We start from the raw sequence: 25,864 nt of genomic DNA, 5'->3' as shown, positions 1-25,864 counted from the left end.
CTCAGACCTCCCGCGGGCCGGTCAGCTCGACCACGAACTCGGTGACATGGCGTCCGTGCCCGCCCAGGTCGGTGGCCATGGTGAAGTCCGGGAGCTGCTCGTGGAAGACGACGCAGGGGCCGCTGTCGCGGAGCCGGCGGTCGAGCAGCGCGACCAGCGCGGGATTCGCGAGATCCAGATAGGTCGGCTTGGCGAGCCGGGACGTCCGCCAGGGGTCCTCGCACCAGGAGCCGGGGTCCAGGGACGACACGAAGCAGCGGGCCGGGATGGCGTGCTCGGCGAACCACTGGGCGAGGAGCAGCAGATGGGACGCCTCGGACTGGCCCCTGCCGCGACGGGGAACCGCCTCCAGCGGCGCGTACCAGGCGGCGCGGGACACGACCACCCGCCCGACCTCGACCCGGGCGGCGCGGATCACGCCGTCGGGTGTGCGCTCCGGCGGCGGGGAGAAGACGGCCCACGTCGGGACGGTGGTGCTCGGCAGATCGCCGAAGAGCTGGAGCAGCAGCCGGGCGGTGCGGGGCAGGAACAGCGCCGCCATCATCCCGGTGTGCAGGGGGAGCACGCGCCGGTCCGCCGCGTCGAGCAGCAGGAGACGGCCGGTGCCGGGGTCGTGGCGGACGGCCAGGTCCCCCAGCGCCATCCGCTCGGCGGGCGGGCGGCCGGGGACGACCCCGGGGTAGTCGATCTCGTACGCGGCGGCGGGCGAGCGCAGATTGACGTTGGTGCCGAAACTCCCCGAGAACTCGGCGGACACCTCCTCGTCGCCGCCGGCCGTCCGGTTGCCGGGACCGCTCCCCAGCAGGCGGTGCACCCGGCTGCGCATGGCGCCGTGCCCGACGGCCACACCGTTCAGCACCAGCCGTGCCGGATGCGCGGAGACCTGCTGGACGAAGCAGGCCAGGGAGCGCGCCGGCCGTCCCGACCGCCATCGGTCCAGCAGGGCGGGATCGATCCGCACCGTTCCGTCGGGATCGGGCCGCCGCTCGCGCAGGGCGGCCGAGGCCCGGTCCCGGGCCTCCTGGAGCGCGCGCAGCTCCGGGACCGCGCTCGTCTCCTCCGTCGCCCGGTACAGCAGGGCGTGCAGCTCGGCCGCGGGTGTGCCGGGCGGCGCGCCGGCCGTCCACGCGGCGAGCGAGCGGTGGAAGCGCCCGAGGGGGACGACGGCGCCGGGGCCGAACCGCTCGGCGAACAGCTTCCCGGCGAGCAGCCCGGTGGCCGCGTTCCGCTGGAACCCGCCGAGGAACCTCCGGACCGTGTGCAGATCCTCGATCGCCGGGCGCCATGTCTCCTCGCCCAGCAGCGGAACGGGCGAGTCGAAGACGGCGTTCTCGTGGAAGAGGTTCTTGTCCGGCAGCCGGTTCTCCCCGGCCAGCTCCGTCAGGGCCGCCCGGACCCGCTCCTGGACCGCCACCCGGTCGGCGGCGCCGGGGTAGTCGTCCAGGGCCCGGCCGAGGTCCGCCAGCGAGCGGGCGACGGGGTGCGGCGCGAGGGCGGCGGCCAGGTCGGCGGAGGGGCGGAGGGACTGGTCGGCGACGGGTGGATGGATCTCCAGCAGGCCCGGAACGGCCAGCCGTTCCAGCTCCCGGGGCGCGATCCCCAGCCGGTCGCGGATGTCGGCGACCCGGTGCCGGGAGCCGTCGCCCAGGACCTCCAGCAGTCTCCGCAGGCTCTCGGTGGGGACGACGCTGTGGTAGCGGTCCTCGGTCCGGCTGAGGAACCACAGCCGGTGTCCGTCCCCGGCCAGGCTCGGATTGATCCTGACCTCGAAGAGCCCGGCGAGGTCATCGTCGCTCCCGGCGAGGTCGGTGAGGAGCAGCCGCAGGAGCCGGACGTCCGGCTCGACGGCGCCGCGCCACTCCCACGGTCCCGTCCAGCGCGCCGCCTCCGCCTTCGCCCGCGCGTCCCACCGGCCGAGGCCCGTCATCGTGAAGGTGGCGTGCGGGCTGGTCTTGGCGACGACCCGCGCGAGGTACTTGGTGAGGCGCAGCGCGACCTTGGGCGGCGGTGCGGTCCCGGGCGGGGACGCCAGCCAGCGGCGGAGCGCCGCCGACAGCGCGGGACTGGCCTGGAGCAGACCGTGGACGAAGGCGTCGGCGGCGACCCAGCGGCGCAGCGCCTCGTGCGCGGCCCGCCGTTCCCGCTCCAGGACGCCGGGCAGGTCAGCGGTCAGCCGGCCGAGCCGGTCGTGGTCGGCCAGCCACTCCTTCAGCCGGATCGCGAGCGCGGGCTCCAGGGGGAGGGCGAGCAGGGCGGGCGGCGGGCGGCGTGTTCCGTACAGGGCTCTGCGCAGACCCACCAGCCGTGGTCGCAGCGGGCCGGAGGAGAGACCGATCGGGCCTTCGAGGGCCACGGCGAGATCGCGGCCCGCTCGGACGAGCCGGCCGCGATCCGCGATGATCTCCTGGACGGTGTGCCAGGTGGCGGTGCACCTCAGCTCGTCCAGGGCGGAGACGGGCAGGGCGGCGATCCTGGCCACCACGGTCTCATCCGCTCCGGGCCCCCGTGTCACTTCGGTCACCGGCACCCGGCTTCCCCGACTCTCGGGTTCTCAGATCTCAGGCTCAGGTCTCAGGCTCGGGTCTCAGACGAGCCAGCTCTTGCCGGAAGGAGTCCCGGAGGCGCCGATCTCGGTGTTGCCGAGGCCCATCGCCGCGGCCTCCACCAGTCCTTCACCGCCCGGCAGCTCGACCGACACCACATCCAGCTCCCCGAGGTCGAGGTCCCACTGCGTTTCCCTCTCGGCCATCTTGTCCTCCAGACAGGTCGGGCGCGAAACATTCCTATGAGCACAACTAACACGGAGGACGAACCGAGTCCATGGAAGGATTCCCCTTGCCCACAATTGATCGCCACAACAAAGGAATGAATCAGAAAAGCAAATTCTCGGAACGGATTTCTTGCGAACTTCAGTTCTTCTGACGCACATCCGATCGGATATCCGGATGGCGGCGACGGTCCCGCCCCCGGCCGGGTGCCGGGGGCGGGACCGCCCCCGGCCCCTCCGCTACGTCCGCCGCGCCCGGCGCCGGGTGGTCAGTCCGTAGCAGACGAACAGGACGGCCGTGAAGGCGAGGCCGATCCCCGCCGCCTGGCGCATGTCGGGAACCTCCACCGCGGTGGCGGCGACGGCGAGCACCCCGAGGACGGCCACGATCGCCAGCTTCCCGCCCGCCGGGACGCTGAAGCCGGTGAACTCCTCCGGGTGCGCCGTCCGGTGGCGCCGGAAGGCGATGTACGACGCGAGGATCAGCAGCCACACCAGCAGCACCGCGAAGAGGGCGATCGACATCAGGATGCCGAAGAGACCGCTGACGTCGTAGAAGGCCAGCAGCGCGGCGGCGGCGATGCCCAGCGTCGAGGCGGCCAGGGCGACCGCCGGGACTCCGCGCCGGCTGAGCCTGGCCATCGGCGCCGGGGCCAGACCGTCGCCGCCCAAGGAGTGCAGCAGCCGGGAGGCGCCGTACAGATGGGCGTTGGCGGCGGACATGGCGGCGATGAGGACGACCGCGTTGGTGAGGGTCGCCGCCGCGGGCACACCGACCTCCGAGAAGACCCGCACGAAGGGGCTCGTCTCGACGCTCCCGTCACCGCCCGCCAACGTGCGCCACGGGGTCAGCGCGAGCACCAGGGTGATGGAGAGGAGGTAGAAGAAGCTCAGCCGCCAGGCCAGCTGGCGCATCGCGGTACGGATGGTGCGCTGCGGGTCGATCGCCTCGGCGGACGCGATGGCGACGACCTCGAAACCGGCGTACGCGAACATCACCACCGACATGGCCAGCCAGATCGAACTCGCCCCGTGCGGGAGGAAGCCGTCGTCGCCGAGGTTCGCGAAGCCGGTGGCCTCGCTGTCGGGCAGTCCGAAGAAGACCAGCAGGGCGGCGCAGAGGATGAACGCGCAGAGCGCGACCACCTTGATGGTGGAGAGCCAGAACTCGGTGGTGCCGAAGGACTTCACGCTGATGATGTTGACCGCGAGGACCACCGCCGCGATCGCCAGGATCGCCAGCGACATCGGGACCTCGGGCCACCACCACCGGATGTAGAGCGCGGAGGCGACGACCTCCGTCCCGATGACGACCACCGCGCTGAACCAGTACAGATACCGGCTGAGGAACCCGGCCCACGGGCCGAGATAGCGGTGCGCGATGGTGCCGAACGAGCCCTGGACCGGGTGGGCGGCGGACATCTCGCCGAGCAGGACGGCGATGATGGCGACCAGCACCGCGCCGATCGCGTACGAGACGATCACGGCGGGACCGGCGACGGATATCGCGGAGCCGGAGCCGAGGAAGAGCCCGGTGCCGAGCGCGGAGCCCAGTCCGATCATGGTGGTCTGCCGGTGGGTGAGGGAACGGACCAGACCCTCACCGCCGGGCGCCGGTCTGACGCCTCCGGCATCGGAGGAGGTCGGGGAGGACGGGGAAGGCGGGGCGGGCGGGGAAGGCGGGGCGGGCGGTGCGGAGTCGCTGGGAGCGGCCATGGCGGTGGTGCCCTTCTGGAGGATGGCGGGGAGCGGGCGAAGGAGGGTCGGGGCTCAGAACTCGCTGGTGCGGAACGGCCGGTCCGGCGCGTCCAGGTCCGGGGTGCCCAGGACCTTGCGCGAGGACAGCGCGTAGATGCCGTGGTTGGTCAGCGTCCAGGCGATGTTGCGGTCCCACTCCACGTAGACGCCGTGGGTCTGGTTGCCGTACGCGTACTCGGGGGTCCCCTGGCCGTGCGCCTTCGGGACGAAGTAGGCGGAGATCTCCGGCGACGCGGGGTCGGAGACATCGAAGAACTGCACGCCCGCGTTGTAGAAGCCGTAGCTCAGCACCCCGGGGGTGTGCCGGCCGGGGTTGGTGTAGTAGCCGGTGCGCTTGGGGCCGAAGCTGCCGCGGCGCTGGCAGTAGTCGGTGATGCCGGCGGCCTTCGGCGGGGTCGGGCGGGGCAGGACGCCGACGACGCGGGGGCGCTTCGGGTCCCGGGCGTCGATCTGGTAGACGTCCTTGTACGGCTCGTAGCAGTCCTCGGTGAGCGGGTAGCCGGAGTAGTAGATCATTCCGGTCCTCTCGTACTGGGAGACGTCGATGTTGTCGCCCTCGGTGCCCGCGACCGAGGCCGGCAGGTCCAGATGGCTGACCGTTCTCATGTCCGAGGGGTTGGAGACGTCCAGCACGGTCAGGCCGTAGCCGCCCATGGCGGCGAAGGCGTAGCGCCCGCCCTTCTCCACGGGCCTGGGGAGGAAGAGCGGCATCCGGGCGCCCATCCAGCTGGTCCGGTTCCCGCAGCGCGGGTTGTCGCGGTACGCGGCGTCCTCGCCGGTCCGCTGGCCCGGCAGGTGCCAGGTGTCGAGGAGCTTCGGGCGGGCCGGGTCGGACATGTCCCAGGACTGGTAGCCGGCCGAGTGCAGATTGGTCGGGTACTCGGTCCCCGACCAGCTGTCGTCCGGCGCCGTGGCGATGAACATGTACTTCTCGCCGGTCCAGTACGGCACGTCGATCGAGCCGGAGCCCTGCTGCGCCCTGGCCGGGTCGCTCCTGAGGGGGTCGGCCTGGGTGGAGTCGGTGGAGACCGTCGACAGCAGCCGCCAGTCCTTCTTGCGCGGCCCGTCCAGCCGGTACACCTTGAACCCCTTGAGACCCGGCTTGGCGCGCACCTTCCGCACGCCCTCGGGGTTGTTGAACTTGTCGCCGGGCGGCTGGTCGGAGAGTTCCGAGATCTGGCGCTTGCTCTCGAAGCTCTGGACCATCACATACGCGTTCAGCTTCCTGTTCCACTGGATGGTGGAGGCGCCCCAGTAGTCGTGCGCGGCCCAGTCGGCGTTCGCCCGGGTCTCGTCGCCGCCCACGTCCCCGCGGCTCAGCCGCTCGACCACCCTGACCTTTCTGACATCGGTGATGTCGTAGACACGGCCCTCGGAGCGGCCGTACTGGAAGAGGTAGCGGCGGCCGTCGAAGTCGACGATGTTCTGCCAGCTGTGGAAGTAGTCGGGGGTGAAGCCCGCTCCCTCGTAGGCGCCTTCGACCTTCATGTTCCTGATGTACGAGCGGGTGTCGTACTCCGCGTTGAGGCCGGGGAAGGGGTGGTTGGACCCCTCGTCGACCGGGGTGAGGGCGGGGTGCCGGAAGCCGCCGTCCAACTGCATGCCGTACGCGCCGGGATCGGCCGGCCCGGGCCTGCGGTCGGCGCACACGTCCACGATGTCCGGGTCGGCGGCCGGGGTGGTGGCGGCGGTGTCCGCGCCGGACACCCCGGGGCTGAGGAGGGTGGCCGTGGTGGCGGCGGCGACCAGCGCGGCCAGGGCGGCGTTTCTGCGGAGGGAACGCATCTGACGGTCCTTTCGGAGGAGGAAGGGAGCGGGATGTGCGCGCGGTGCGCCCCTGGGGCGGGCGGGGGTGGGACCGGTCAGGTGACGGTGGGACGCGTCCGGAAGGCGGGGGCCAGGTGCTCGCCGCCGGTCACCACGGCGCGCAGCTCCCGTACGGCGCGCAGCACGTCGCCGTGGGTGACGTACAGGGCGTTGAACCCGAAGCGGAGCAGGTCGGGGGCGCGCATGTCGCCGATGACGCCGCGGGCGGTGAGGGCGGCCACCAGCGGGTACGCCTCCGGGTGGCGCAGGGCGACCTGGCTGCCGCGGCGCGCCGGGTCGCGCGGGGTGGCCAGGGTGAAGCCGAGGCCGTCGAGGAGTGTGCCGGCGCACTCCTGGAAGAAGCCGGTCAGGGAGAGGCTCTTCTCCCGCACGGCCGTCATCTCGACCCCGTCGAAGGCCGTCAGCGCGGCCTCCAGGGCGAGCAGCGACAGCAGCGGCGGGGTGCTGACGCGGGCCCTGGCGATGTCCGCGGCGGGGGTGTACGTGCCGGACATGGCGAACGGCTCGGCGTGCCCGTGCCAGCCGGTGAGGGGGTGGTCGAAGTCGGCCTGGTGCCGGCGGGCGACATAGGCGAACGCGGGTGCCCCGGGGCCGCCGGAGAGGTACTTGTAGCCGCAGCCGACCGCGAAGTCCGCCTCCATGGCGTCGAGTTCGACGGGCAGGGCGCCCGCCGCGTGGCACAGGTCCCAGTGCGTCAGGGCCCCGGCGGTGTGCGCGGCGGCGGTGAGCGCGGCCATGTCGTGCAGCTCCCCGGTGCGGTAGTCCACCGGGGCGTAGGCGGCGACGGCGACCTGACCGGCCTCGGCGGCCAGCACCGACGCGGCCTCGCGCGCCGGCACCCGGCGGACCTCCAGACCGAGGAGCCGGCCCACCGAGTCGGCGATGTACTGGTCGGTGGGGAAGTGGTCGGGGTCGGTCAGCAGCAGCCGGCGGCCGGGGCGCATCCGGGCGGCGGCGAGCAGGGTGTTGAAGAGCTGGACACTGGTGGAGTCACCGGCGACCACCTGCCCGGGGGCCGCGCCGATCAGCCGGCCGACGGCGTCGCCCGTCCGGGCCGGCGCCTCCCACCAACCGTTGCCGTTCCAGGAGCGGATGAGGTCGGTGCCCCACTGGCGGTGCACGGCGTCCTCGACGGCCGCCGGGACGGCGGAGGGCAGGGCGCCCAGGGAGTTGCCGTCGAGGTACACCACCCCTTCGGGGAGGAGGAAGCGGGCGCGGACATGGGCCAGGGGGTCTGCGGCGTCCAGCGCGGCGGCGCGTTCGGTCAGCACGGGGTGTCTCCGTCGGGGTGGGAGGGGGCGGTGGCGGTGGCGGCGGGGTGGGCGCCGGGGCGGGGACCGGTGTCGCGGTCCCGGGCGAGATCGAGCGCGATGTCCGTGAGCAGGTCCTCCTGCCCGCCGACCAGCCGCCGCCGTCCCGCCTCGACCAGCAGGTCGCGGGTGTCGAGACGGTGGCGCAGGGCCGTGGTCTCCGCGTGCCGCAGGAAGCTGGAGTAGACCCCGGCGTATCCGAGGGTCAGCGTCTCCCGGTCGACCCGCACGGGCCGGTCCTGGGTCGGCCGCACCAGCTCCTCGGCGGCGTCCATCAGCGGGAACAGCGCGCAGCCGTGTTCCCAGCCCATGAGGTCGAGGACCGCGACCACCGGCTCCAGCGGCGCGTTCCCGGCGCCCGCGCCCTGTCCTGCGAGGGAGGCGTCGACCCGGTGCGCCCCGGCCTCCACCGCCACGATGCTGTTGGCCACGCCGAGACCGAGGTTGTGGTGGGCGTGGATGCCGATCTCGGTGGCCGGGTCGAGGACGTCGCGGTAGGCGCGCACCCGGTCCCGTACCCCGTCCATGGTCAGCCGGCCGCCGGAGTCGGTGACATAGACGCAGTGCGCGCCGTACGACTCCATGAGGCGGGCCCGCGCGGCCAGTTCGGCGGGTGGGGCCAGATGGGACATCATCAGGAAGCCCGACACGTCCATGCCCAGTTCGCGGGCGAGGCCGATGTGCTGGGCGGAGATGTCGGCCTCGGTGCAGTGGGTGGCGACACGGACGGATGTGACGCCGAGGGAGTGGGCGCGGCGCAGATCGTCGGCGGTGCCGATGCCGGGCAGCAGCAGGGTGGTGAGCCTGGCCCGGTCGAGCACTCCGGCCGCCGCCTCCAGCCACTCCCAGTCGGTGTGCGCGCCGGGGCCGTAGGTGACGGAGGAGCCGGAGAGGCCGTCGCCGTGGGCGACCTCGACGGCGTCGACGCCCGCCGCCTCCAGGGCGGCGGCGATCGCCCGGACCTGATCGAGGGTGTAGCGGTGCGACACGGCGTGCATGCCGTCCCGCAGGGTGACGTCCTGGACGTAGACCTTGGTCATCGGACCCGGCTCCGTTCGGCCAGGCGCTCGGCGGTGCGCAGCGCGGCGGAGGTCATGATGTCGAGGTTTCCGGCGTAGGCCGGGAGGTGGTGGGCGGCGCCCTCGACCTCCAGATAGACGGAGACGAGGAGCCGTCCGCCGCCCGCGAGACCGGTCAGCGGGTCACCCGACGGCAGGGCGCGGAACTGCGGTTCCTGCTTGAGCCGGTAGCCGGGCACATAGGCGGCGACGGAGGCGGCCATCGCGTGCACGGACGCGGTGATCCGCTCCGTGTCGCAGTCGTCGACGACGCAGTGCACGGTGTCGCGCATCAGCAGCGGCGGCTCCGCCGGGTTGAGGACGATGATCGCCTTGCCGCGGGCGGCGCCGCCCACCCGTTCCAGGGCGCGGGAGGTGGTCTCGGTGAACTCGTCGATGTTGGCCCGGGTGCCGGGTCCCGCCGACCGCGAGGCGATCGAGGCGACGATCTCCGCGTAGTGGACCGGTGTCACGGCCGAGACGGCGGCGACGACCGGGATGGTGGCCTGGCCGCCGCAGGTGACCATGTTGACGTTCCGGGCGCCGAGGTGCTCGTCGAGGTTGACGGACGGGACGACATACGGGCCGATGGCCGCCGGGGTCAGGTCGACGAGGGTCTTGCCGTACGGTGCGAGCGCCGCGGCGTTGCGGTGGTGCGCGGCGGCGGAGGTGGCGTCGAAGACCACGCCGATCTCGTCGAAGCCGTCGAGCGCCAGCAGTCCGGCCACTCCGTCCGCGCGGGTGGGCACCCCGAGCCGGCGGGCCCGCGCGAGCCCCTCCGACTCCGGGTCGATGCCGATCATCGCGGCGGCGGTGACGCTCCCCCGCCCTCTGATGATCTTGATGAGGAGATCGGTGCCGATGTTGCCCGATCCGATCACTGCCGCTCTCATCGGACGGCCTCCTTCGCCCGGGGGGCCAGACCGAAGAAGCGGACGGCGTTGCCGCCGAGGACGGCCGCGCGTTCCGCCGGGGCGAGCGCGCTCTCCCGTACCAGCCGGCCGATCTCCTCCTCGCCGAGCGGGAAGGGGTGGTCCGAGCCGAGCAGCACCCGTTCCGGGCCCATCACGTCCACGAGGAGCCGCAGCGCTCCGGGGTCGAAGACGGCCGAGTCGACGGAGAAGCGGTCGGTGTAGTGCGAGGGCGGGTGCGGGGTGTCGGCGCGTACGAGGTCGCGGCGGTGCCAGGCGTTGTCGGCGCGGCCCAGGAGGTACGGGAAGCTGCCGCCGCCGTGGGCGAACATCAGCCGCAGCGACGCGGGGAGGCGTTCGAAGGCGCCGGAGAGGATCAGCGACAGGATCGTCAGATGGGTCTCGCCGGCCATGCCCGCCAGCCAGGCGAGCATGTACCGGGAGAACCTCGGCCCGGAGGGCAGGTCCCAGGGGTGGACCAGGACCGCCGCGTCCTGCTCGGCGCAGTGCGCGAGGAATTCGAGCAGCGCCCCGTGGTCGAGGTCGCGGTCGCCGAGGTGGTTGCCGATGTGGACGCCGTGGAAGCCCTGGCGCATCGCCTCGCTGAGCGTCTCGCAGGCGGCCTCGGTGTTCTGGAGCGGGACCTGGCACAGCGGGGCCAGCCGGTCCGGGGCGTGGGCGGCGTACCGCAGCAGATGGGAGTTGACGGTGCGGCACCAGTCGATGGCGCGTTCGGGTGCGAGACCGTAGCCGAAGAGCATCGGGGTGCTGGACAGCACCTGCGTGCCGACACCGAGCCGGTCCAGGTCGGCGACGCGGGCCGCCGGGTCCCACAGTGTGCGGCCCACCGGGCGGTACTCGGCGGAGCCGGCCATCATCATCCCGGCGTCCGGTCCGTCCGTGGTGCGCAGCCAGGGGCCGTCGTCGGAGCCGGTGAGCAGCCGGGACTCGGCGCGGCCGATCTCCGGGAAGACATGGGCGTGCACATCGACGACGGTCATGCGCCGGCCTCCTCGTCGCGGCGGGTGCGGGGCCGCAGCTCCTCGGGCCAGTCCCGGCCCGGGTGGACCGCGCCGCACCGCGGGCAGGTGCGGGCGTCGGCGTCGGCGTAGAAGGCGCCGAACACCGGCGGCAGGTCGTCGACGATCGAGGTGAGCTGGACCTCGCTGCGGTGCACCAGGTGGTGGCACTCGACGCAGTACCACTCGAAGGCGTCGCGGTGTCCCGGCGGCCGGGCGAACTCGACGACGAGGCCGACGCTGTCCTCCTCCGGCCGCTGCGGGGAGTGCCGCAGATGCGCCGGGGCGAGGAACACATCGCCCTCCCGGATGTGGATGTCGCGCGGCGGCCGGCCCGGCTCCTCCATGACGCGGAGCACCATGTCGCCCTTGAGCTGGTAGAAGAACTCCTCGATGGGGTCGTCGTGGAAGTCGGTGCGCCGGTTGGGGCCGCCCACGACGGTGACCATCAGATCGGCGTCCCGCCAGATCTGGACATTGCCGACCGGTGGCCTGAGCAGATGGCGGTGTTCCTCGATCCAGGACTGGAGGTTGAACGGTGTCATGGTCATCGGCGCTGTTCCTCGGTCTGGGGAAGGTGGGCCACGGCGCTGATCTCGATCAGCAGATGGGGGTGGGGGAGCTGGTGCACGGCGACGGTGGTGCGGGCCGGCCCGTCCTCGTCGAAGTACTCGGCGTAGACCTCGTTGTAGCCGCCGAAGTCGTTCATGCCGACGAGGTACGCGGTGACCGACACCAGGTCGTCCAGGCGCCCGCCGACCGCCGCCAGCAGGCTCGCGATGGTGTCGAGCACGGCCCGGGTCTGGACGCGGATGTCCAGGTCGGTCACGCCCATCGGGTCGGCGCTCGCGCCGGCGAAGGTGCCATCGGGGCGGCGGGAGCTGGTGCCGGAGACGAAGACGAGGTCACCCGCGCGCCTCAGGTGCGGGAAGCGGCCGCGGGGCGGGGCGGCGCCGGGGACGATCACGCGCCCTCCCCGGTGGTGGTCCGGGCGGCCCCGGTGGTGAACTGGACGGTGCCGAGGCCCGCGACGGTGGCCCGGACGCAGGTGCCGGGCGGCAGGGGGACGGCGGCGGTCGCCGCGCCGGCGAGGATCACGGTGCCGGGCTCCAGCGGACCGGCGAGCCGGGCCGCGGCGGCGAGCGCCCGCAGCGGGTGCCCGAGGATCGCGGCGGTGGAACCCGCCTCGGCGGGGTGTCCGCCGAGTTCGAGCAGGACGCCGAGGTTGCCCAGGTCGCCAAGGGCCCGCCAGGGCCCCACGGCGTAGGCCGCCGCCGAGGTGTTGTCGGCGATCACCTCGGGGAGGGAGAACCGGAAGCCGTCGTAGCGGGAGTCGATGACCTCCAGCGCGGGCGCCACGGCCGCGACCGCCGCCGCCGGGTCGGCGTCGCCGGGGCGCAGGGTCGCGCCCAGGAGGAAGGCCACCTCCGGCTCGACCCGGGGATGGATCAGCCCCGAGAGGTCGTACCGTCCCCCGTCGGGGATCTCCATCCGGTCGGTGAGCCGTCCGTGGATCAGATCGGCCACGCCCATCTGGCGCATCTTGGCGGCGCTGGTGAATCCCAGCTTGACGCCGGTGATCCGCTCCCCCCGGGCCAGCCGCCGCAGGACCAGGGCCTCCTGGACGGCGTACGCCTCGGCGGTGCCGGTCAGCCCGCTGCCGCCGCCCGGCAGCGGGCGCGCCTCCAGCGCGGCGGTGTCGAGGGACTCGGCCAGCGCGTCGGCGCTCATCGGAGTGCCCCTTCCCGGCCGGCGGGCCCGAAGGCCGCGCGCACGGAGCCCAGGCCGTCGATCCGGGCCTCGAACACATCACCGGGCCCGACGGCCGCCATGGGCCCGAGCGCGCCGGTGAGGACGGTGTCCCCCGCCCGCAGCGGACGGCCGAGCCGTACGAGCGTGTCGGCCAGCCAGACGGCGGCGTGCAGCGGGTTCCCGAGGCAGGCCACGCCCGCACCGGTGGAGACGGGCTCGCCCCCGCGCTCCAGCACCATGCCGGCGGTCCGCAGATCGAGGTCCCGCAGCGGCACGGGCCGGGTGCCGAGGACGTACGCGCCGCTGGAGGCGTTGTCGGCGATGGTGTCCACGGCCGAGATGTCCCAGTCGCGGATGCGGCTGCCGACCACCTCGATGGCGGGCAGCGCGAAGTCGGTCGCCCGGATCACCTCGGCCACCGTGTGCCGCTCGTGGAGGAGGTCGTGTCCGAGGACCAGGGCGACCTCGGCCTCGGCCCTCGGCTGGAGCACCGAGCCCCAGGGGATCTCGGCGCCGTCGGGCACGGCGGTGTCGTCGAGCAGCGCCCCGAAGTCCGGTGTGCCGACGCCGAGCTGACGCCGTACGGCGGCCGAGGTCAGGCCGATCTTCCAGCCGGTGAGGCGGCGGCCCCCGGCGCGGCGGCGGTCGGTGAGGACGGACTGGACGGCGTAGGCGGCGTCCAGGTCCCCGGGCGGGAGGAGGTCGCGGACCGGGGCGCAGGGGACGCCGGCGCGGTGCGCGTCGGCGAGGCGCTCGGCGGCCCTGGTCACCCGTTCGTCCGGCTGGTTGATGATCTCGTCCGTCGTGCTCACAGCTTCACGCACACATTCATCGGTTCGGAGAAGAAGTCGAGGGAGTGGTCGCCGCCCTCACGGCCGATCCCGGAGGCCTTCACCCCGCCGAAGGGGGTACGGAGGTCGCGCAGGTTCCAGGTGTTGACCCAGGCGGTGCCGACGTCGAGGGCGGCGGCGACCCGGTGCGCGCGGCTCACGTCGCCGGTCCACACCGTGGCGGCCAGCCCGTACGGGCCCGCGTTGGCGAGGGCCAGCGCCTCCTCCTCGGTGTCGAACGGCGCCAGGTGCACGACCGGTCCGAAGATCTCGTCCCGTACCGCCGGGTGGTCCTCCGGCAGTCCGGCCAGCACGGTGGGCTCCACCCAGAACCCGCCGTCCCGCTCGTCCCCGAAGCGCGGCACCCCGCCGCCCGCCAGGACCTCGCCGTCGGCGGCGGCCCGCTCCAGATGGCCCAGCACCTTGTCCCGGTGGGCGGCGGAGACCATCGGGCCGTAGCCGGACAGCTCCCTCGCCCCGGAGGCCAGCGCCGCCGCGAAGGCGTCGAGAACGGGCCGCTCCACGTACACCCGCTCGGTGCAGAGGCAGACCTGCCCGCTGTGGGTGAAGGCCGAGCGGAGGGTGCCCTCGACGGCCCGCTCCAGATCCGCGTCGGCGAAGACGAGCCCGGCGTTCTTGCCGCCCAGTTCGAAGGAGACCGGCGCCAGCCGGGCCGCCGCCGCCCGCATGATCGTCGACCCGGTGCGCGACTCGCCCGTGAAGGCCACGGCGTCCACCCCGGGGTGCTCGGTGAGCCACTGGCCGGCCCCGTCCGCGCCCGGTCCGTGCACCAGGTTGAAGACGCCCGCCGGGACCCGCGCGTCGGCCATCACCTCGGCCAGCAGACAGGCCGTGCCGGGGGTGAGTTCCGACGGCTTGGCGACCACCGTGTTGCCCGTCGCCAGGGCGGGAGCGACCTTCCAGGTGAGGAGGAGCAGCGGCAGGTTCCACGGCGAGATCACCGCGACCACGCCGAGCGGCTTGTGGACGGTGTAGTTCAGCGCGCCGCGCCCGTCGGGGGTGATGGTGTGCCAGGACCGCTCGCTCCGCCCGGCCAGAAGGTCCGCGTACGAGCGGAAATTGGCCACCGCCCGCGGAATGTCGACCGCCGAGGCCAGCTCGCGGGGCTTGCCGGTGTCGGCGCACTCGGCGGCGACGAACTCCTCGAAGCGCCGCTCGATCCCGTCGGCGATCCGGTGCAGCAGCCGTGACCGCTCCGCCGGGCTCCATCCGGCCCACGGCCCGCGCAGCGCCTCCCGGGCCGCGCGCACCGCCCGGTCGACCACCTCCCGGGGCGCCGCCGGCACCTCGCCGACGGCGCGTCCGGTGACCGGGTCGACGAGCGGGAACGGCACGCCGGACGCGTCGAACGCGCCTCCTACGTGATGCCGCACGGGTGAAGCCACCTTGCAGACCTCCATTGCCGAGCCAGGGGATGTCCGAAAATCGCCCCCGGGGTGTGCCGGTATAGTGCACCCACCCAGCTATGCCGATCCAATGCCGATCGGCGCGTGAGATATAGCGATCCTGGTATGTCGCGGGACCGGCCTCTTCCGGCCGCCCCGCCTCACCGGAAGGAGCCCGCGGGGATGGACCTCCTGGACGGCCGGCTGAAGTTCCGGCATCTGTCCCTGCTCATCGCGGTGCACGAGCACGGGAGCGTCGTACGGGCGGCCGAATCGCTGCACCTCACCCAGCCCGCCGCCACCCGGACCCTCCAGGAGCTGGAGGCCATCGCCGATCTGCCGCTCTTCGTCCGCGTACCGCGCGGGATGCGGCCCACCGTCTACGGCGAGGCGCTGGCGGAGCACGCCCGCGCGGTGGTCGCCGAGGTCCGGCGGGCCGGGGAGCACCTCACCGGGCTGCGGCAGGGACGGGAGGGCACGGTGACCGTGGGCACCCTGCTGGCCGGCGCGAACGTGCTCCTGCCCCGGGCGGTCGCCGGGCTCAAACGGGAACGGCCCCGGCTCACCGTGGTCGTACGGGAGGGCACCCCGGACGTCCTGCACCCGGCGCTGCTGGCGGGTGAGTTGGACGTCATCGTCGGCCGGGTGGGATCGGCCCCGGCGGAAGGGGACGGGCTGCGCCAGCGGATGCTCTACCGGGAGCCCATCCGGCTCGCCGTCCGTTCCGGCCATCCGCTCCTCGGTGCCGCGGACGTCACGCTCCCGGACACCCTCGGGTTCCCCTGGATTCTGCCGGTCGAACAGACCGCTCTGCGCCAGGAGCTGGGCGCCCTCTTCGTGGACCGGGGCCTCGCCCTGCCCGCCGACCGGGTCGAGTGCACCTCCATCCTCACCATGCGGGCGCTGCTCCTCCAGACGGACATGGTGGCGCTCCTGCCCGAACTGGTCCTGCGCGACGACGAGCACCTCGCCGCGCTGCCGGTCGGGCTCCCCTCGGTGGGCCGCACGGTGGGCACCACCGAGGCGGCCCACCGCACCCGCACCCCCGCCCTGCGGTCACTGCTCCACCATCTCGACCGGGAGGCGGTCCTGCTGCGCGAGACACTCGGCGGCCCCCCGGCGGCCCCTTAGACCGTCTCTCTCGGCTCTCGCCGGGCTCGCGAGCCCCGGCACCGGACCCCGCTCACCGGCCCGGCCCGAACCGAGAGAGACTCCCCGGTTCGGCCCGGCTCCCGCCGCGCCGAGGGTCCCCGCGCGGCGCGGGCACCGGCCCGGCGAACCGGGAGTTCACCCGTCCGCGCGCGGCGGGAGCGCCCCCGCGTCGGCCTTGCGGGCGAGCAGGTGCACCTCCTGGAACTGCCGCCGGTCGGTGGGCTGCGGCTCCCGGATCATCCGGGCCACCTCGGCCAGCCCGGCCTCGCGCAGCGTCGCGGCGAGATGACCGGGCGACCAGCGATGGGCCGGGGCGACCGCGTGGTCGAAGGACTGCGTCAGGAGCGACGGGCCGTCGGTCGCCGAGAAGCCGATCAGCAGATGGCCGCCGGGCGCCAGCACGCGATGGAACTCCGCGAGGACGGCGGGGACTTCCGGGGGCGGGGTGTGGATGATGGACCACCGGGCGAGCACACCGCCCAGCGCGCCGTCGGCGATGTCCAGCGCGGCCATCGAGCCGACGTCGAACCGCAGCTCCGGATGGGCCCGCCGGGCCAGCGCGATCATCGCGGGCGAGGCGTCGACACCGGAGGCCGCGAGGCCCAGCCCGGCCAGATGAGCGGTGACATGGCCGGGCCCGCACCCCAGGTCCGCGACCCGCGCGTGCCCGCTCCCGGCGACGGCCTCGGCGAAGGCGCCCAGGATCGCGCGGTCCAGGGGGCTGTCGCGCAGCGAGTCGCGGAACAGTTCCGCGTAGGCGGTGGCGGCGGCGTCGTAGGCCTCGCGGGTGGCGGTGAGGGCATCGTGTTCGACCATGCACGCGACAGTAGTTGCCGGGACGGGGCGGGATGGGACCGGGACGGGGCGGGGAGGCCCCGAGCCGCCGGCACCGGCCGTCCGGCCCCGCGCGCCCGCGTGCCCGCGTGCCCGCGCCGAGGCCTCAACTCACCTGCGTGGAGGCGCCATTGACAGTCCCCGGGATCGGCGCCACGGTGAGGGTCCTTCTGTGACCCGAGACCGGAGGTCGCCCCTTGGCCGGTTCGTCAGTACCCCGTTCGGACACCGACCTCGTCGCACGCCTGCGCGAGCTCCGGCCGCTCATCCGCTCGCACGCGGCGCGCGCCGAGCAGCGGCGGCGGGTGACGGACGAGGTGACCGAGGCTCTCGCGGGCGCCGGAATCCACCGCATGAACGCGCCCCGCCACTACGGGGGCTACCAGTCCTCGCTGCGGACCCAGGTCGACGCGCTGAGCGAGATCTCCACCGCCTGCGGGTCGGCCGGGTATCTGGCGCTCATCCAGGCCGGGACCTCGTTCATCGCGGCCCTGTTCCCCGACGAGGCCCAGGACGAGATCTTCACCAGCCCCGACGCGCGGGTCGGCGGCACGCTCATCCCGAGCTCGAAGGCCGTTCCGGTGGACGGCGGTTACACGGTGAACGGAAGGTCCCCCTTCGCGACCGGCTGCCGGACCGCCGACTGGCATCTGCTGACCGCGCTGGACGACACCGGCGAGGGCCCGGCGCGGATGCTGTGGCTGGCGATCCCCCTGGCCGATCTCACGGTGCTGGACGACTGGGACGTCACCGGTCTGGCCGGGAGCGGCAGCGACACCGTCGTCGCCGAGAACGTCCATGTGCCCGCCCACCGCGTCCTGCCGGTGGGGCCCCTGCTGGAGGGAACGTTTCCGTCCCGGCGCAACAGCGCCGACCCCTTCTACGGGATGCCGGTGATGCTGCTGTTCTGCGCCTGGACGGCCGCGAGCGCCCTCGGCCTGGGCCGGGCGGCGCTGGCGGAGTTCGCGGAGCGCATACCGCGGCGCGGCATCACCTACACCTTCTACGAGCGCCAGCACGAGGCGCCGGTGACCCATCTCCAGTTCGCCGAGGCCGCGATGAAGGTCTCCGCCGCGGAACTGCTCGCCGCCGACTTCGTGGGGCTGATCGAGTCCAAGGCGGCCGGCGGGGAGCCGTACACCACCGAGGAGCGGGCCCGGATCAGGGCGCAGTGCGGCTATCTGGCACGGCTGAGCAAGGAGGCCGTCGACCTGATCGGGTCCGCCTCGGGCGCCTCGTCCCTGCACCGGGAGGTGCCGATCCAGCGGATCGTACGGGATGTGAACGCCCTGAACCTGCACTCGTTCGTCAACCCCTCCGCCAATCTGGAGCTGTACGGAAGGGTGCTGTCGGGGCTCGACGCCGGGACGCCCTTCCTCTAGGTCGTCCCTTTCGGATCGTGCCGGGCTCGCGAGCCCTGGCACCGCGCCCCGCCGATCCGGCCTGATCCGAAAGAAACTCCCCAGGGCGTTTCGCCGGGGCCTCGCCCTCCCCGCCCCGGGTCACCCGGTCCCGCGAGGGCGCCCCGGGGTCGCCGCGGGACCGGGTGACCGTCGCTCCGGTGGCGCGGACACCGGCCCGCCGCGCGCGCGGGGAGTGCGACGACCCCTTCCACCCGGGGGAAACAACGGGACACATACCCACTAGGGGTATGCTGTGCGCCATGGGATCGGATCGGGGAGCACAGGCGGCGCGCGTGCTGCTCCTCGTCGCCCTGCTGCTCTTCGGGATCGCCGCCATGCACACCCTCGGCCATCCTTCCGGGCCCCGCGCCGCCATCCCGGCCGGGCCGGCCTCCGAACCCGCCGCCGTCCTCGCGCCCCCGGGCCACGGCACACCCGCCCGGGCCACGGCTCCGCTCTTCGCCGCCGGCACGGTCACCATCACCGGCCACGAGCCGGATTCCGGTGCCGTCGTCACGCTCGGACCGCACCACGGACCCGCACCCGCCGCCGGTCACGGCACCCCCGAACCCGCCCCCGCACCAGGGGAGCACGGCATGGATTCGGCGATGGTCTGCCTCGCGGTCCTCGGGGCCTGCGCTGCCGTCCTGCTCGTCGCCGCCGGCCGCCGGCTCCCGCGCGGCGCCCGGCGGCGCGAACGGGCGGGCCCGGCGATGCCGCGCGCCCCGGCGCCGGCCCCCGCCCCTCCCTCGCCCCGGACGCTCCTCGCCCAGCTGTCGGTCCTGCGGACCTAGACCGCCGTCCCGCCGCCCCCGCCTCCCCCGGCGGCGGCCGGCACGGCCCGTCCGTATGCCCTGTTCCGACACCACCACGAGGTGCACCCACTCATGCGTACGCACATCACACGCCGCTCCATGACCACGGCATCACTCGCCGTCGCCGGGTCGGGCCTGCTGGCCGCCTGCTCCGGCGCGGGCTCCGGCTCCGGCTCCGGCGGGAGCCACACCGGGCACGGGGGCGGCGGGCCCGCCGGGAGGCCCACGAGCCCGGGGAGCGCCACCGGGTCCGGGGAGTTCGTCGCGCCCGACGGCGCGGAGGTCGCCGCCGCCGAGGCGGAGCGCGGCGGCGGCCCCGAGCGGAAGGTGCGGCTCACCGCGACCCCCGCGCGGCTCGACATCGGCGGGCGGACCGTCCGCAGCTGGGCCTACGGCGACCGGCTGCCGGGCCGGGAGATCCGGGCCACCGCCGGGGAGACCCTCGCCCTGACCCTCGCCAACAACCTCCCCGAGACCACTTCCCTCCACTGGCACGGGCTCGCCCTCCGCAACGACATGGACGGTGTCCCCGGGCTCACCCAGCGGCCCGTCCGGGCGGGCGGGGAGTTCCTCCACCGCTTCGCCCTGGCCCACCCGGGGACGTACTGGTTCCACCCCCACTCCGGGGTCCAGCAGGACCGGGGCCTGTACGCGGCGCTGATCGTGGAGGACCCCAAGGAGCCCCTCGCGTACGACAGGGAGTGGGTCGTCGTCCTCGACGACTGGGTCGACGGTGTGGACGGCTCCACACCGGACGCCGTCCTGGCCGAACTCCGCGAGGGCATGGGCGGCGGCGGCCACGAGGGACACGGCATGACCGGTGTGTCCCTCACCCGGGGCACGAGCGCTCCGGACCCCGGGGGCCCGTCGCGGATGATGATGGGCGCGAACAGCGATCTCCTCGGCGGGGACGCCGGGGACGTGGCGTACCCGCACTATCTGGTCAACGGCCGCACCCCCGGCGCCCCCACCTCCTTCGCCGCGAAGCCCGGCGACCGCATCCGGCTGCGGATCATCAACGCGGGCGGCGATACGGCCTTCCGCGTCGCCCTCGGCGGCCACGAGATGACCGTCACCCACACCGACGGCTTCCCGGTCCGCCACGCGAGGACCGACGCCCTGCTGCTGGGCATGGGCGAGCGCTACGACGTCCTGGTGACCGCCGGCGACGGCGTCTTCCCCCTCACCGCCGTCGCCGAGGGCAAGAAGGCCGCCGCCCTCGCCCTGCTGCGCACCGGCGGCGGTTCCGCGCCGACCGCGTCCGTACGCCCGAAGGAGCTGGACGGGCGGCTGCTGACCGCCGGGAAGCTGCGGGCGCACGCCTCGGTCGCACTCCCCCGGCGGGCGCCGGACCGCACCGCCGAGATCGTACTGACGGGCGGGATGGCGAGGTACGACTGGGCCTTCGACGGCGAGCCGTACGCCCCCGGACCGCCGCGCCACGCCGTCCGTGCCGGTGAGCGGGTACGGCTGGTCTTCCGCAACAGGACCTCCATGTGGCACCCGGTCCATCTGCACGGCCACACCTTCGCCCTGGCGGACGTCCCCGGCGGACCGCGCAAGGACACCGCGATCGTGCTCCCCGGCAGCACCCTGACCGTCGACTTCGACGCCGACAACCCGGGGCTGTGGATGATCCACTGCCACAACGTCTACCACGCGGAGGCGGGGATGATGACCACCCTCGGCTACCGGAAGTAGCCCCCGCCGCGCGGGCCCCGCGCCAACGGCGCCACGGGCCCGGGCTCCTCGGAGAGCCCGGGCCCGCGTCGCGGCGTCCGGGAGGCGGGGGATCTGCGAACCCGGAGCCGGCCTGGGGAGTTTCTCTCGGATCGGGCCGGATCGGTGAGCGGGGTCTGCACCAGGGCTCGCGAGCCCTGGCACGATCCGAAAGAGACGACCCAGGTTCTGCGGCGGCCCGTCGATCCCCGGCCGGGGGCGCCCGGGGTCAGGGGCGCGGACCCATCGCCTCCGGACACGGCCTTCCCTCGCGGGAACCGGCCGCGCGCCCCGCGCCCGGCCGGCCGTCGCCTTCCCGGCCCTGGGAGAGGCCCCGCAGGGGGGCCAACCCTGGCCTGGCGCGGGTCAGCGGTGTCCGGTGCTCGTGAGTTCGCACCGCCCGTCCGCGCAGGACCGCTTCCACCGTCCCATCGACACTGTCCGCACCAGCCCGATCGTCCAGCAGAGCGGACAGCCGCGCAGCGCGAGGAGTCCGAGCGGAGCCAGCAGCAGGCTCCACGGGCCGATGGCCGGAAGGAGGAGCACCGAACCGGCCAGTGCGCCGAAGCCCGCCGCGCCGCGCGCCAGGTGCCGGGGCACCGACGTGCTCGCGAAGGCGGGGCCGGTGGTCATCGGCGCTCCCCCGGAGCCGGACCGGAACCGTCGCGCAGGGTTTCGCGCAGCGTCGCACGGGCGCGGTGGAGGCGGGACTTCATCGCGGCGGTGGTGAGGCCGAGCGCGTCGGCGGTCCGCCGGCCGCTCTCTCCCTGGACATCACGCATGATCAGCACCCTGCGCTGGTCGGCGGGGAGCGCGAGAATCGCGTTCACCACCCAGTCCGCCTCCAGCCGCTCCAGCACCTCGTCCTCGGCGGATCGCCGTGCGGAAGCGGCGGAGTGACCGGCGGTGCTTGTGGCGCCGGCGCCCATCGGGTCCTCCGGGCGGCGCAGCCGCCGTACGCGGCGCAGACACTCGTTGCGGACGATGCGGAACATCCACGACGCCAGCGCCCCGGAGGCACGGAGCATCCCGATCCTCCGGTAGAGGATGATCAGCGCCTCCTGCGCCGCGTCCTCGGCGTCCTCCGGTGAGGCGCAGAGCGAGTGGGCGAAGCGCCGCACGTGCGGGTGGGAGCCGGAGAGCAGCGCGGCGGTCGCCTCGGAGTCGCCCCGCTGCGCGGCCAGGACCAGCCGCTCGCCGGGCCAGGTCGGGTCAGCCACGGGAACGCCCCCGCCCGCGGAGTACGAGAACGGCGCAGAGGCAGATGAGGACAGCCGCTGTGATGACGGCACCGACGAGCATGGATTACCTCCGTGTTCCGTGCCCACCATGGTGTGGGCACATGAAGAAGAGGCGCGGCGGGTCCGAAAGGATTCACGGACCGCGCGACGGCGGCCGGGGCACGGCTCCCACCGGCTCGGGCGACGGAGCCGGCTCCGGCTCCGGCTCCGGCGGCGCGGGCCGCGGGCCGGTGGCTGCCCGTCCGGACGCCCTCCGCGCCTCCGGCGCAGACCCGCCGGAACGCCTCGCGGAACGGTGCCGCGCGGTCGCGCGGAACGACGGCGGCACGGACACCCGTCCCGTGTCGCGGTGTTCCCGAGGTCCCCGGTGGAGGGATGGCCGGAAACGAGTGGTGGTACGGGACGCCTCAAACCGCGCCGGGCCGCGGTCCGTGGTCACCAGGAGGACCCCGAGACAGGAGGCCACCCGTGCCGCTGCCCAGCTATCCCTTCATCGACTCCGTCAGTTCCGACCACTGCCCCCGGGGAATGAGGCTGCTGGAGGACGGGCCGGTGGTGCGCGCGCGGACCGGTACGGGCGCGGAGGAGATCGAGATCTGGCTCGCCCTCAGCCACCGGGCGGTCCGCCAGGTCCTCGGGGACGCGCGCTTCAGCCGGGCCGCGGCCCTGGAGGCGGAGCTGCCGGCCCTCCTGCGCGTCAACAACCTTCCCGGGGTCCTGACGAGCCTGGACCCGCCCGTGCACACCGCTTTCCGGCGCCTGATGGCAGGGGCGTTCAGCCCACGGATGGTCCGCGGTCTGGAGCCCGCGATCCAGCGGACCACCGATGGACTCCTCGACGCGCTGGAGCTGCCCGGCGATCTGATCCGGCCCTTCACCGCGGCACTCCCGATCATGGTGATCTGCGAGCTGCTCGGGGTACCGCACCGGGACCGGGAGCAGATCCGGGCGTGGACCTTCCCGCTGCTCTCGGTCCATGCCCACGCCCAGGAGGAGCTGGCGGCCGCCCTGGCGGCGATCGCTTCCTACGTCGGGGAGCTGATCGAGGAACGCCGCCGCCACCCCGACTCCAGACTCATCTCGGCCTTTGTCGCCACGAACGACCGGGAGCGGGTGATGTCCGACGCCGAGTTGGTCACCAATGTGCAGGGGCTGCTGCTCGCCGGGCACGAGGCGACCGTCAACCAGATCAGCAACTCCCTCATCACCCTCTTCGCCCATCCCGATCAGCTGGCGCTGGTCAAGGAGCGGCCCGAGCTCTGGCCCGCCGCCATCGAGGAGTTGATGCGGCACTCGAAGATGACCGATGGAATCCTGCCGCGGATCGCCCTGGAGGACATCGAGCTGGAGGGGACCCGGGTGCGCGCGGGTGAGGTGGTCATTCCCATGGTCGCGGTGGCCAACCGCGACGCGGCGGCCTTCCCCGACCCCTACCGGCTCGATCTGGCGCGCCCCGGGTCGGCCGCGCACCTGGCGCTGGGCCACGGCCCGCACTTCTGCCTGGGGGCCCAGCTCGCCCGGATGGAACTCAAGGTCGCCCTGCGTTCGCTGTTCACCCGCTTCCCCGCCCTCGCTCCCTCCGGGCCACTGGACGAGCTGCGCTGGAAGGACGGTCTGATCGTGCGGGCCGCCGTCGAGCTGCCCGTGGAACTCGTCGCGGGCTGACGGCCGCCGCGCCGCGGGTGATCCGGGAGCCGGGCAGGGTCCCGCCGGCCTCCCGGTTCAGCCGTTCCAGCGCTTGCGGGCGCACGATGGTGTCCCTCGGCCGGCGCGGACAACGGCGCGGTACGGACATGGACTTCGCCCGTGGCCCGGGGCCCGGGGCTCAGGGCTCAGGGCTCAGGGCCCGGGGCCCTCTACGCCGCCTTTCGGAGCGCGGTGAGATGGGCGAAGACCACGACGTTGGCCGAGTAGCCGGACTTCTTGTCGAAGCGTCCGCCGCAGGTCAGAAGCCGGAGTTCCGGGCGGGCGGCAGGTCCGTACACCGTGTCGTCCGGGAACTCGCTCTTCTTGTAGGTCTTGACGGCGTCGACGGTGAACACCGCCGTACGCCGGTCCGCGCGGACGACCTCGACCTTCTGGCCCCGCTTCAGCGCGTTGAGGTTGAGGAAGATGGCGGCTCCTGTCCGGGTGTCCCGGTGGCCGACGATCAGAGCCGTACCCGTTTCTCCCGGGGAGGGGCCGCCCCGGTACCAGCCGGCGGCCCTGGGCTTGCTCAGCGGGGGCGCGCCGAGGCGGCCCTCGGTGTCGAGGCCGACACCGAGGAGCGGGGCCTCGATCACGATGGCGGGGATGGACAGTTTCACGGGGCGGGAGGGCGACAGCGGCGCGTGGGACGCCGCCGCCTTCTCCGGCGGCCGGTGCGGGTCCTCTGGGGACGGCGGCGGCGCGCCGCCCGCGGCGTCGGAGCCGCGGGCGGCGGACATCGTCCCGGGCGATTCCCCGCTCACCCAGACGATGCCGGTCACCAGGGAGGAGACCGCGCACAGCGTCATGGTGAGACGGCATGCGCGGCTCGGTCCCCGTCGTCGCCGGCAGGGCCGGCTAGGCCTCGCCACGGGAGCGGCGTCGCGCTGCCCTGCGGGCCAGCACCAGCCCTGCGGCACCCGCCGCGCCGGCGACCAGCGCGGTGGCCGTCCCGATCTCCGCCGGGGACGCGGCGCTCTCCACGGTGGGCACGCCGCCGCCGCCCGCCGGCACGGGGCCGGACGGCTTCTCATAGGTCCGGCCGGGGTTCTTGCCCTCGTCGCAGTGGACCACGAAGGTCTTCTGCTTGGTCACACCGCCGGGGACCGTCCACTGGAGCTGGTACGTACCGTCGGCCAGCCGGTACTCGTTGCTGCGGGCCCTGCCCTGGTCGAGGGGCAGATTCCCGGTCAGGGTGTCACCGGGTGGGACGGTGGGCGGGCGGACGGTGATCGTCCAGGCGATGGCCGGGAGGGTTTCGAAGTTGTCCGCGACGAGCTTGAACTTGCAGACCGCGCCGTCGCGTTGGGCGCCCCAGCCCGCGCCGGAGGCCAGAATGGTGAGGTCGCCGCTGTCTCCCGGTGCCGCGTACGCGGCGGGCGCGGCGGCCAGAGCGAGCCCCGCGGCGAGTACGACCGCCGCCGCCGCGGAGGTGCGGGTGCCGCGGGGGTGGACAGAATGGGGGATGTGCATGGTGGGCTCCTTCAAGCCGGAATGATTGTCGTACTAATCGCGTGACGGTCCAAGGGAGGCACGGGCGGCCGGGGAGCGGGGCGGGAAACGCCGGTGAAGCGGGAGAAATCGCCCGACTGGCGGACATCCGCGACGCCGCCCGGAGCCGGGCCGCCGGGCCGCCGGTCGCCCGGCATCGGACCACCGGGCATCGGGCCGCCGGGGCGCGCGCACCGGCCGCGCGCACCAGGACGGCCGTGTCAGAGGCGGTGGACACCCTCCCGGAAGTACGGCGCCGAGCGGCCGTCATGGACGGCATCGCCGGGGTCGACCCGGTGACGGTGACCGGCGCGCGCCGTCCGGCCTGGGACGACGGCGGCGGCCAGTCCGCGGTCTGGTACTTCGCGGAGGACGGTCGCGTGCTGCTGCTGACGTTCGACCACGAGTCGGCGCTGAATCCGTACGCCGAGGAGGACTTCGCCCTCCAGGAGTCCTTCTGCGGGGGCGTCCCCGACGCCCTCGTCGCCCTGGTCCGCGACCGTCCCGAGAACGACGAGTCGCTGAACCTCACGGACTCCGCCACGGGCCGGACGATTCACCGCGCGGGCGGTGTTGTCCGGTACGACGGTACGCGCCGGCACGTGTCCGACGGTCTGGCGGAGCACTGCCGCCGCGAGGGCTGCGGCCTCTTCGGCGAGTCCGGCTTCGCCTACTGCCTGAGCGTCCGCCGCTTCGGCCGGGGCTTCACCCCGGAGACCGTGGTGGCGATCCTGGACGGGGACGGCCGGCACGAGGACGAGAAGGAGAGGGAAGCGGACCTGTCCGGCGTCCGCGAGATCGTCGCCCGGCACGGCCGGGGAGTCTCTTCCGGATCGGCCGGATCAGGCACCAGGGCTCGCGGGCCCGGCCCGATCCGCACGGGAC

24 protein-coding genes are annotated in these 25,864 nt (G+C 73.9%); 5 read left to right on the top strand and 19 right to left on the bottom strand.

Annotated elements, in window-relative coordinates; all coding sequences use genetic code 11:
* Window position 1: 1 nt before the first annotated feature.
* The 13 genes from ACWCRA_RS02105 to ACWCRA_RS02045 all read right to left on the bottom strand — a co-directional run bounded on the left by ACWCRA_RS02105 (window position 2) and on the right by ACWCRA_RS02045 (window position 14,653).
* A complete protein-coding gene (locus ACWCRA_RS02105) occupies window positions 2-2,521 on the bottom strand; it encodes a hypothetical protein (RefSeq protein WP_451066644.1) in 2,520 nt (839 codons plus the stop codon).
* A gap of 63 nt (window positions 2,522-2,584) precedes the next feature.
* Window positions 2,585-2,749 (bottom strand): hypothetical protein, encoded by a 165-nt coding sequence (locus tag ACWCRA_RS02100; protein WP_351552703.1) that lies wholly within the window; start codon window positions 2,747-2,749, stop codon window positions 2,585-2,587.
* 258 nt (window positions 2,750-3,007) lie between these two features.
* Window positions 3,008-4,483, bottom strand: a complete 1,476-nt coding sequence (locus tag ACWCRA_RS02095) for an amino acid permease (RefSeq protein ID WP_451066643.1) — start codon at window positions 4,481-4,483, stop codon at window positions 3,008-3,010.
* A 54-nt stretch (window positions 4,484-4,537) separates the two neighbouring features.
* Entirely contained in the window at window positions 4,538-6,310 is a 1,773-nt protein-coding gene (locus ACWCRA_RS02090) for a hypothetical protein (RefSeq protein WP_451066642.1), read from the bottom strand.
* 77 nt (window positions 6,311-6,387) lie between these two features.
* Complete coding sequence (gene kynU, locus ACWCRA_RS02085; protein ID WP_451066641.1) at window positions 6,388-7,623, bottom strand: kynureninase; 1,236 nt, start codon at window positions 7,621-7,623, stop codon at window positions 6,388-6,390.
* Window positions 7,617-8,702, bottom strand: coding sequence for a 4-hydroxy-2-oxovalerate aldolase (gene dmpG / locus ACWCRA_RS02080; RefSeq protein ID WP_351552714.1), 1,086 nt, complete (start codon window positions 8,700-8,702; stop codon window positions 7,617-7,619). Before dmpG ends, kynU begins: the two co-directional genes overlap by 7 nt.
* On the bottom strand, window positions 8,699-9,613 hold the full coding sequence (locus ACWCRA_RS02075; RefSeq protein WP_351552717.1) for an acetaldehyde dehydrogenase (acetylating): 915 nt from the start codon (window positions 9,611-9,613) through the stop codon (window positions 8,699-8,701). Before ACWCRA_RS02075 ends, dmpG begins: the two co-directional genes overlap by 4 nt.
* The gene (locus tag ACWCRA_RS02070) at window positions 9,610-10,632 is read right to left on the bottom strand and encodes an amidohydrolase family protein (RefSeq protein WP_351552720.1); all 1,023 of its coding nucleotides are present in this window, start codon (window positions 10,630-10,632) and stop codon (window positions 9,610-9,612) included. Before ACWCRA_RS02070 ends, ACWCRA_RS02075 begins: the two co-directional genes overlap by 4 nt.
* Window positions 10,629-11,201, bottom strand: a complete 573-nt coding sequence (locus ACWCRA_RS02065; RefSeq protein WP_451066640.1) for a 3-hydroxyanthranilate 3,4-dioxygenase — start codon at window positions 11,199-11,201, stop codon at window positions 10,629-10,631. Before ACWCRA_RS02065 ends, ACWCRA_RS02070 begins: the two co-directional genes overlap by 4 nt.
* Entirely contained in the window at window positions 11,198-11,617 is a 420-nt protein-coding gene (locus tag ACWCRA_RS02060) for a RidA family protein (RefSeq protein ID WP_351552725.1), read from the bottom strand. The genes ACWCRA_RS02065 and ACWCRA_RS02060 overlap by 4 nt, the downstream gene beginning before the upstream one ends.
* Window positions 11,614-12,381 carry a 2-keto-4-pentenoate hydratase gene (locus tag ACWCRA_RS02055; protein ID WP_451066639.1) on the bottom strand — a complete coding sequence of 256 codons (768 nt, stop codon included), beginning with the start codon at window positions 12,379-12,381 and terminating at the stop codon, window positions 11,614-11,616. Before ACWCRA_RS02055 ends, ACWCRA_RS02060 begins: the two co-directional genes overlap by 4 nt.
* Window positions 12,378-13,214 carry a 2-keto-4-pentenoate hydratase gene (locus ACWCRA_RS02050; protein ID WP_351552730.1) on the bottom strand — a complete coding sequence of 279 codons (837 nt, stop codon included), beginning with the start codon at window positions 13,212-13,214 and terminating at the stop codon, window positions 12,378-12,380. Before ACWCRA_RS02050 ends, ACWCRA_RS02055 begins: the two co-directional genes overlap by 4 nt.
* The gene (locus ACWCRA_RS02045; RefSeq protein WP_451066638.1) at window positions 13,211-14,653 is read right to left on the bottom strand and encodes a 2-hydroxymuconic semialdehyde dehydrogenase; all 1,443 of its coding nucleotides are present in this window, start codon (window positions 14,651-14,653) and stop codon (window positions 13,211-13,213) included. The genes ACWCRA_RS02050 and ACWCRA_RS02045 overlap by 4 nt, the downstream gene beginning before the upstream one ends.
* Before the next feature lie 168 nt (window positions 14,654-14,821).
* On the opposite strand from ACWCRA_RS02045, the gene ACWCRA_RS02040 reads away from it, so the two are divergent.
* A complete protein-coding gene (locus ACWCRA_RS02040) occupies window positions 14,822-15,769 on the top strand; it encodes a LysR substrate-binding domain-containing protein (protein WP_351552736.1) in 948 nt (315 codons plus the stop codon).
* Between the two features lie 156 nt (window positions 15,770-15,925).
* On the opposite strand, the gene ACWCRA_RS02035 is transcribed toward ACWCRA_RS02040, so the two are convergent.
* The gene (locus tag ACWCRA_RS02035) at window positions 15,926-16,606 is read right to left on the bottom strand and encodes a class I SAM-dependent methyltransferase (protein WP_351552739.1); all 681 of its coding nucleotides are present in this window, start codon (window positions 16,604-16,606) and stop codon (window positions 15,926-15,928) included.
* A gap of 215 nt (window positions 16,607-16,821) precedes the next feature.
* Here ACWCRA_RS02035 and ACWCRA_RS02030 point away from each other — a divergent pair, with 215 nt between their 5' ends.
* From ACWCRA_RS02030 to ACWCRA_RS02020, 3 genes are all read left to right on the top strand, one after another.
* A complete protein-coding gene (locus ACWCRA_RS02030; protein WP_351552742.1) occupies window positions 16,822-18,006 on the top strand; it encodes an acyl-CoA dehydrogenase family protein in 1,185 nt (394 codons plus the stop codon).
* 281 nt (window positions 18,007-18,287) lie between these two features.
* Window positions 18,288-18,821, top strand: coding sequence for a hypothetical protein (locus tag ACWCRA_RS02025; RefSeq protein ID WP_351552744.1), 534 nt, complete (start codon window positions 18,288-18,290; stop codon window positions 18,819-18,821).
* Window positions 18,822-18,914: 93 nt separating this feature from the next.
* Complete coding sequence (locus ACWCRA_RS02020) at window positions 18,915-20,543, top strand: multicopper oxidase family protein (protein WP_451066637.1); 1,629 nt, start codon at window positions 18,915-18,917, stop codon at window positions 20,541-20,543.
* 384 nt (window positions 20,544-20,927) lie between these two features.
* Here ACWCRA_RS02020 and ACWCRA_RS02015 read toward each other — a convergent pair whose 3' ends face one another.
* Window positions 20,928-21,194 (bottom strand): hypothetical protein, encoded by a 267-nt coding sequence (locus ACWCRA_RS02015; RefSeq protein ID WP_351552750.1) that lies wholly within the window; start codon window positions 21,192-21,194, stop codon window positions 20,928-20,930.
* A complete protein-coding gene (locus ACWCRA_RS02010) occupies window positions 21,191-21,781 on the bottom strand; it encodes an RNA polymerase sigma factor (protein WP_351552753.1) in 591 nt (196 codons plus the stop codon). Before ACWCRA_RS02010 ends, ACWCRA_RS02015 begins: the two co-directional genes overlap by 4 nt.
* Before the next feature lie 489 nt (window positions 21,782-22,270).
* Between ACWCRA_RS02010 and ACWCRA_RS02005 the strand changes: the two genes are divergently transcribed.
* On the top strand, window positions 22,271-23,467 hold the full coding sequence (locus ACWCRA_RS02005; RefSeq protein WP_351552756.1) for a cytochrome P450: 1,197 nt from the start codon (window positions 22,271-22,273) through the stop codon (window positions 23,465-23,467).
* A 191-nt stretch (window positions 23,468-23,658) separates the two neighbouring features.
* On the opposite strand, the gene ACWCRA_RS02000 is transcribed toward ACWCRA_RS02005, so the two are convergent.
* From ACWCRA_RS02000 to ACWCRA_RS01990, 3 genes are all read right to left on the bottom strand, one after another.
* On the bottom strand, window positions 23,659-24,297 hold the full coding sequence (locus tag ACWCRA_RS02000; RefSeq protein WP_351552759.1) for a class F sortase: 639 nt from the start codon (window positions 24,295-24,297) through the stop codon (window positions 23,659-23,661).
* A gap of 49 nt (window positions 24,298-24,346) precedes the next feature.
* On the bottom strand, window positions 24,347-24,961 hold the full coding sequence (locus ACWCRA_RS01995) for a hypothetical protein (protein ID WP_351552762.1): 615 nt from the start codon (window positions 24,959-24,961) through the stop codon (window positions 24,347-24,349).
* 239 nt (window positions 24,962-25,200) lie between these two features.
* Window positions 25,201-25,791, bottom strand: coding sequence for a hypothetical protein (locus ACWCRA_RS01990; protein WP_451066636.1), 591 nt, complete (start codon window positions 25,789-25,791; stop codon window positions 25,201-25,203).
* Window positions 25,792-25,864 lie beyond the last annotated feature (73 nt).

The organism is Streptomyces sp. NPDC001889, assembly GCF_053594535.1.
The sequence above is the reverse complement of the archived record's forward strand: the minus strand, read 5'-3'. Positions and strand labels throughout refer to the sequence as shown.

Bases quoted from the DNA above. Each gene is read 5' to 3' on its own strand.
- ACWCRA_RS02045 (WP_451066638.1), bottom strand. From the start codon at position 14,653: ATGGAGGTCTGCAAGGTGGCTTCACCCGTGCGGCATCACGTAGGAGGC.
- ACWCRA_RS02095 (WP_451066643.1), bottom strand. From the start codon at position 4,483: ATGGCCGCTCCCAGCGACTCCGCACCGCCCGCCCCGCCTTCCCCGCCC.
- ACWCRA_RS02025 (WP_351552744.1), top strand. From the start codon at position 18,288: ATGGGATCGGATCGGGGAGCACAGGCGGCGCGCGTGCTGCTCCTCGTC.
- ACWCRA_RS02055 (WP_451066639.1), bottom strand. From the start codon at position 12,381: ATGAGCGCCGACGCGCTGGCCGAGTCCCTCGACACCGCCGCGCTGGAG.
- ACWCRA_RS02020 (WP_451066637.1), top strand. From the start codon at position 18,915: ATGCGTACGCACATCACACGCCGCTCCATGACCACGGCATCACTCGCC.
- ACWCRA_RS01995 (WP_351552762.1), bottom strand. From the start codon at position 24,961: ATGCACATCCCCCATTCTGTCCACCCCCGCGGCACCCGCACCTCCGCG.
- ACWCRA_RS02075 (WP_351552717.1), bottom strand. From the start codon at position 9,613: ATGAGAGCGGCAGTGATCGGATCGGGCAACATCGGCACCGATCTCCTC.
- dmpG (WP_351552714.1), bottom strand. From the start codon at position 8,702: ATGACCAAGGTCTACGTCCAGGACGTCACCCTGCGGGACGGCATGCAC.
- ACWCRA_RS02015 (WP_351552750.1), bottom strand. From the start codon at position 21,194: ATGACCACCGGCCCCGCCTTCGCGAGCACGTCGGTGCCCCGGCACCTG.
- ACWCRA_RS02040 (WP_351552736.1), top strand. From the start codon at position 14,822: ATGGACCTCCTGGACGGCCGGCTGAAGTTCCGGCATCTGTCCCTGCTC.
- ACWCRA_RS02090 (WP_451066642.1), bottom strand. From the start codon at position 6,310: ATGCGTTCCCTCCGCAGAAACGCCGCCCTGGCCGCGCTGGTCGCCGCC.
- ACWCRA_RS02100 (WP_351552703.1), bottom strand. From the start codon at position 2,749: ATGGCCGAGAGGGAAACGCAGTGGGACCTCGACCTCGGGGAGCTGGAT.
- ACWCRA_RS02065 (WP_451066640.1), bottom strand. From the start codon at position 11,201: ATGACCATGACACCGTTCAACCTCCAGTCCTGGATCGAGGAACACCGC.
- ACWCRA_RS02035 (WP_351552739.1), bottom strand. From the start codon at position 16,606: ATGGTCGAACACGATGCCCTCACCGCCACCCGCGAGGCCTACGACGCC.
- ACWCRA_RS02070 (WP_351552720.1), bottom strand. From the start codon at position 10,632: ATGACCGTCGTCGATGTGCACGCCCATGTCTTCCCGGAGATCGGCCGC.
- ACWCRA_RS02000 (WP_351552759.1), bottom strand. From the start codon at position 24,297: ATGACGCTGTGCGCGGTCTCCTCCCTGGTGACCGGCATCGTCTGGGTG.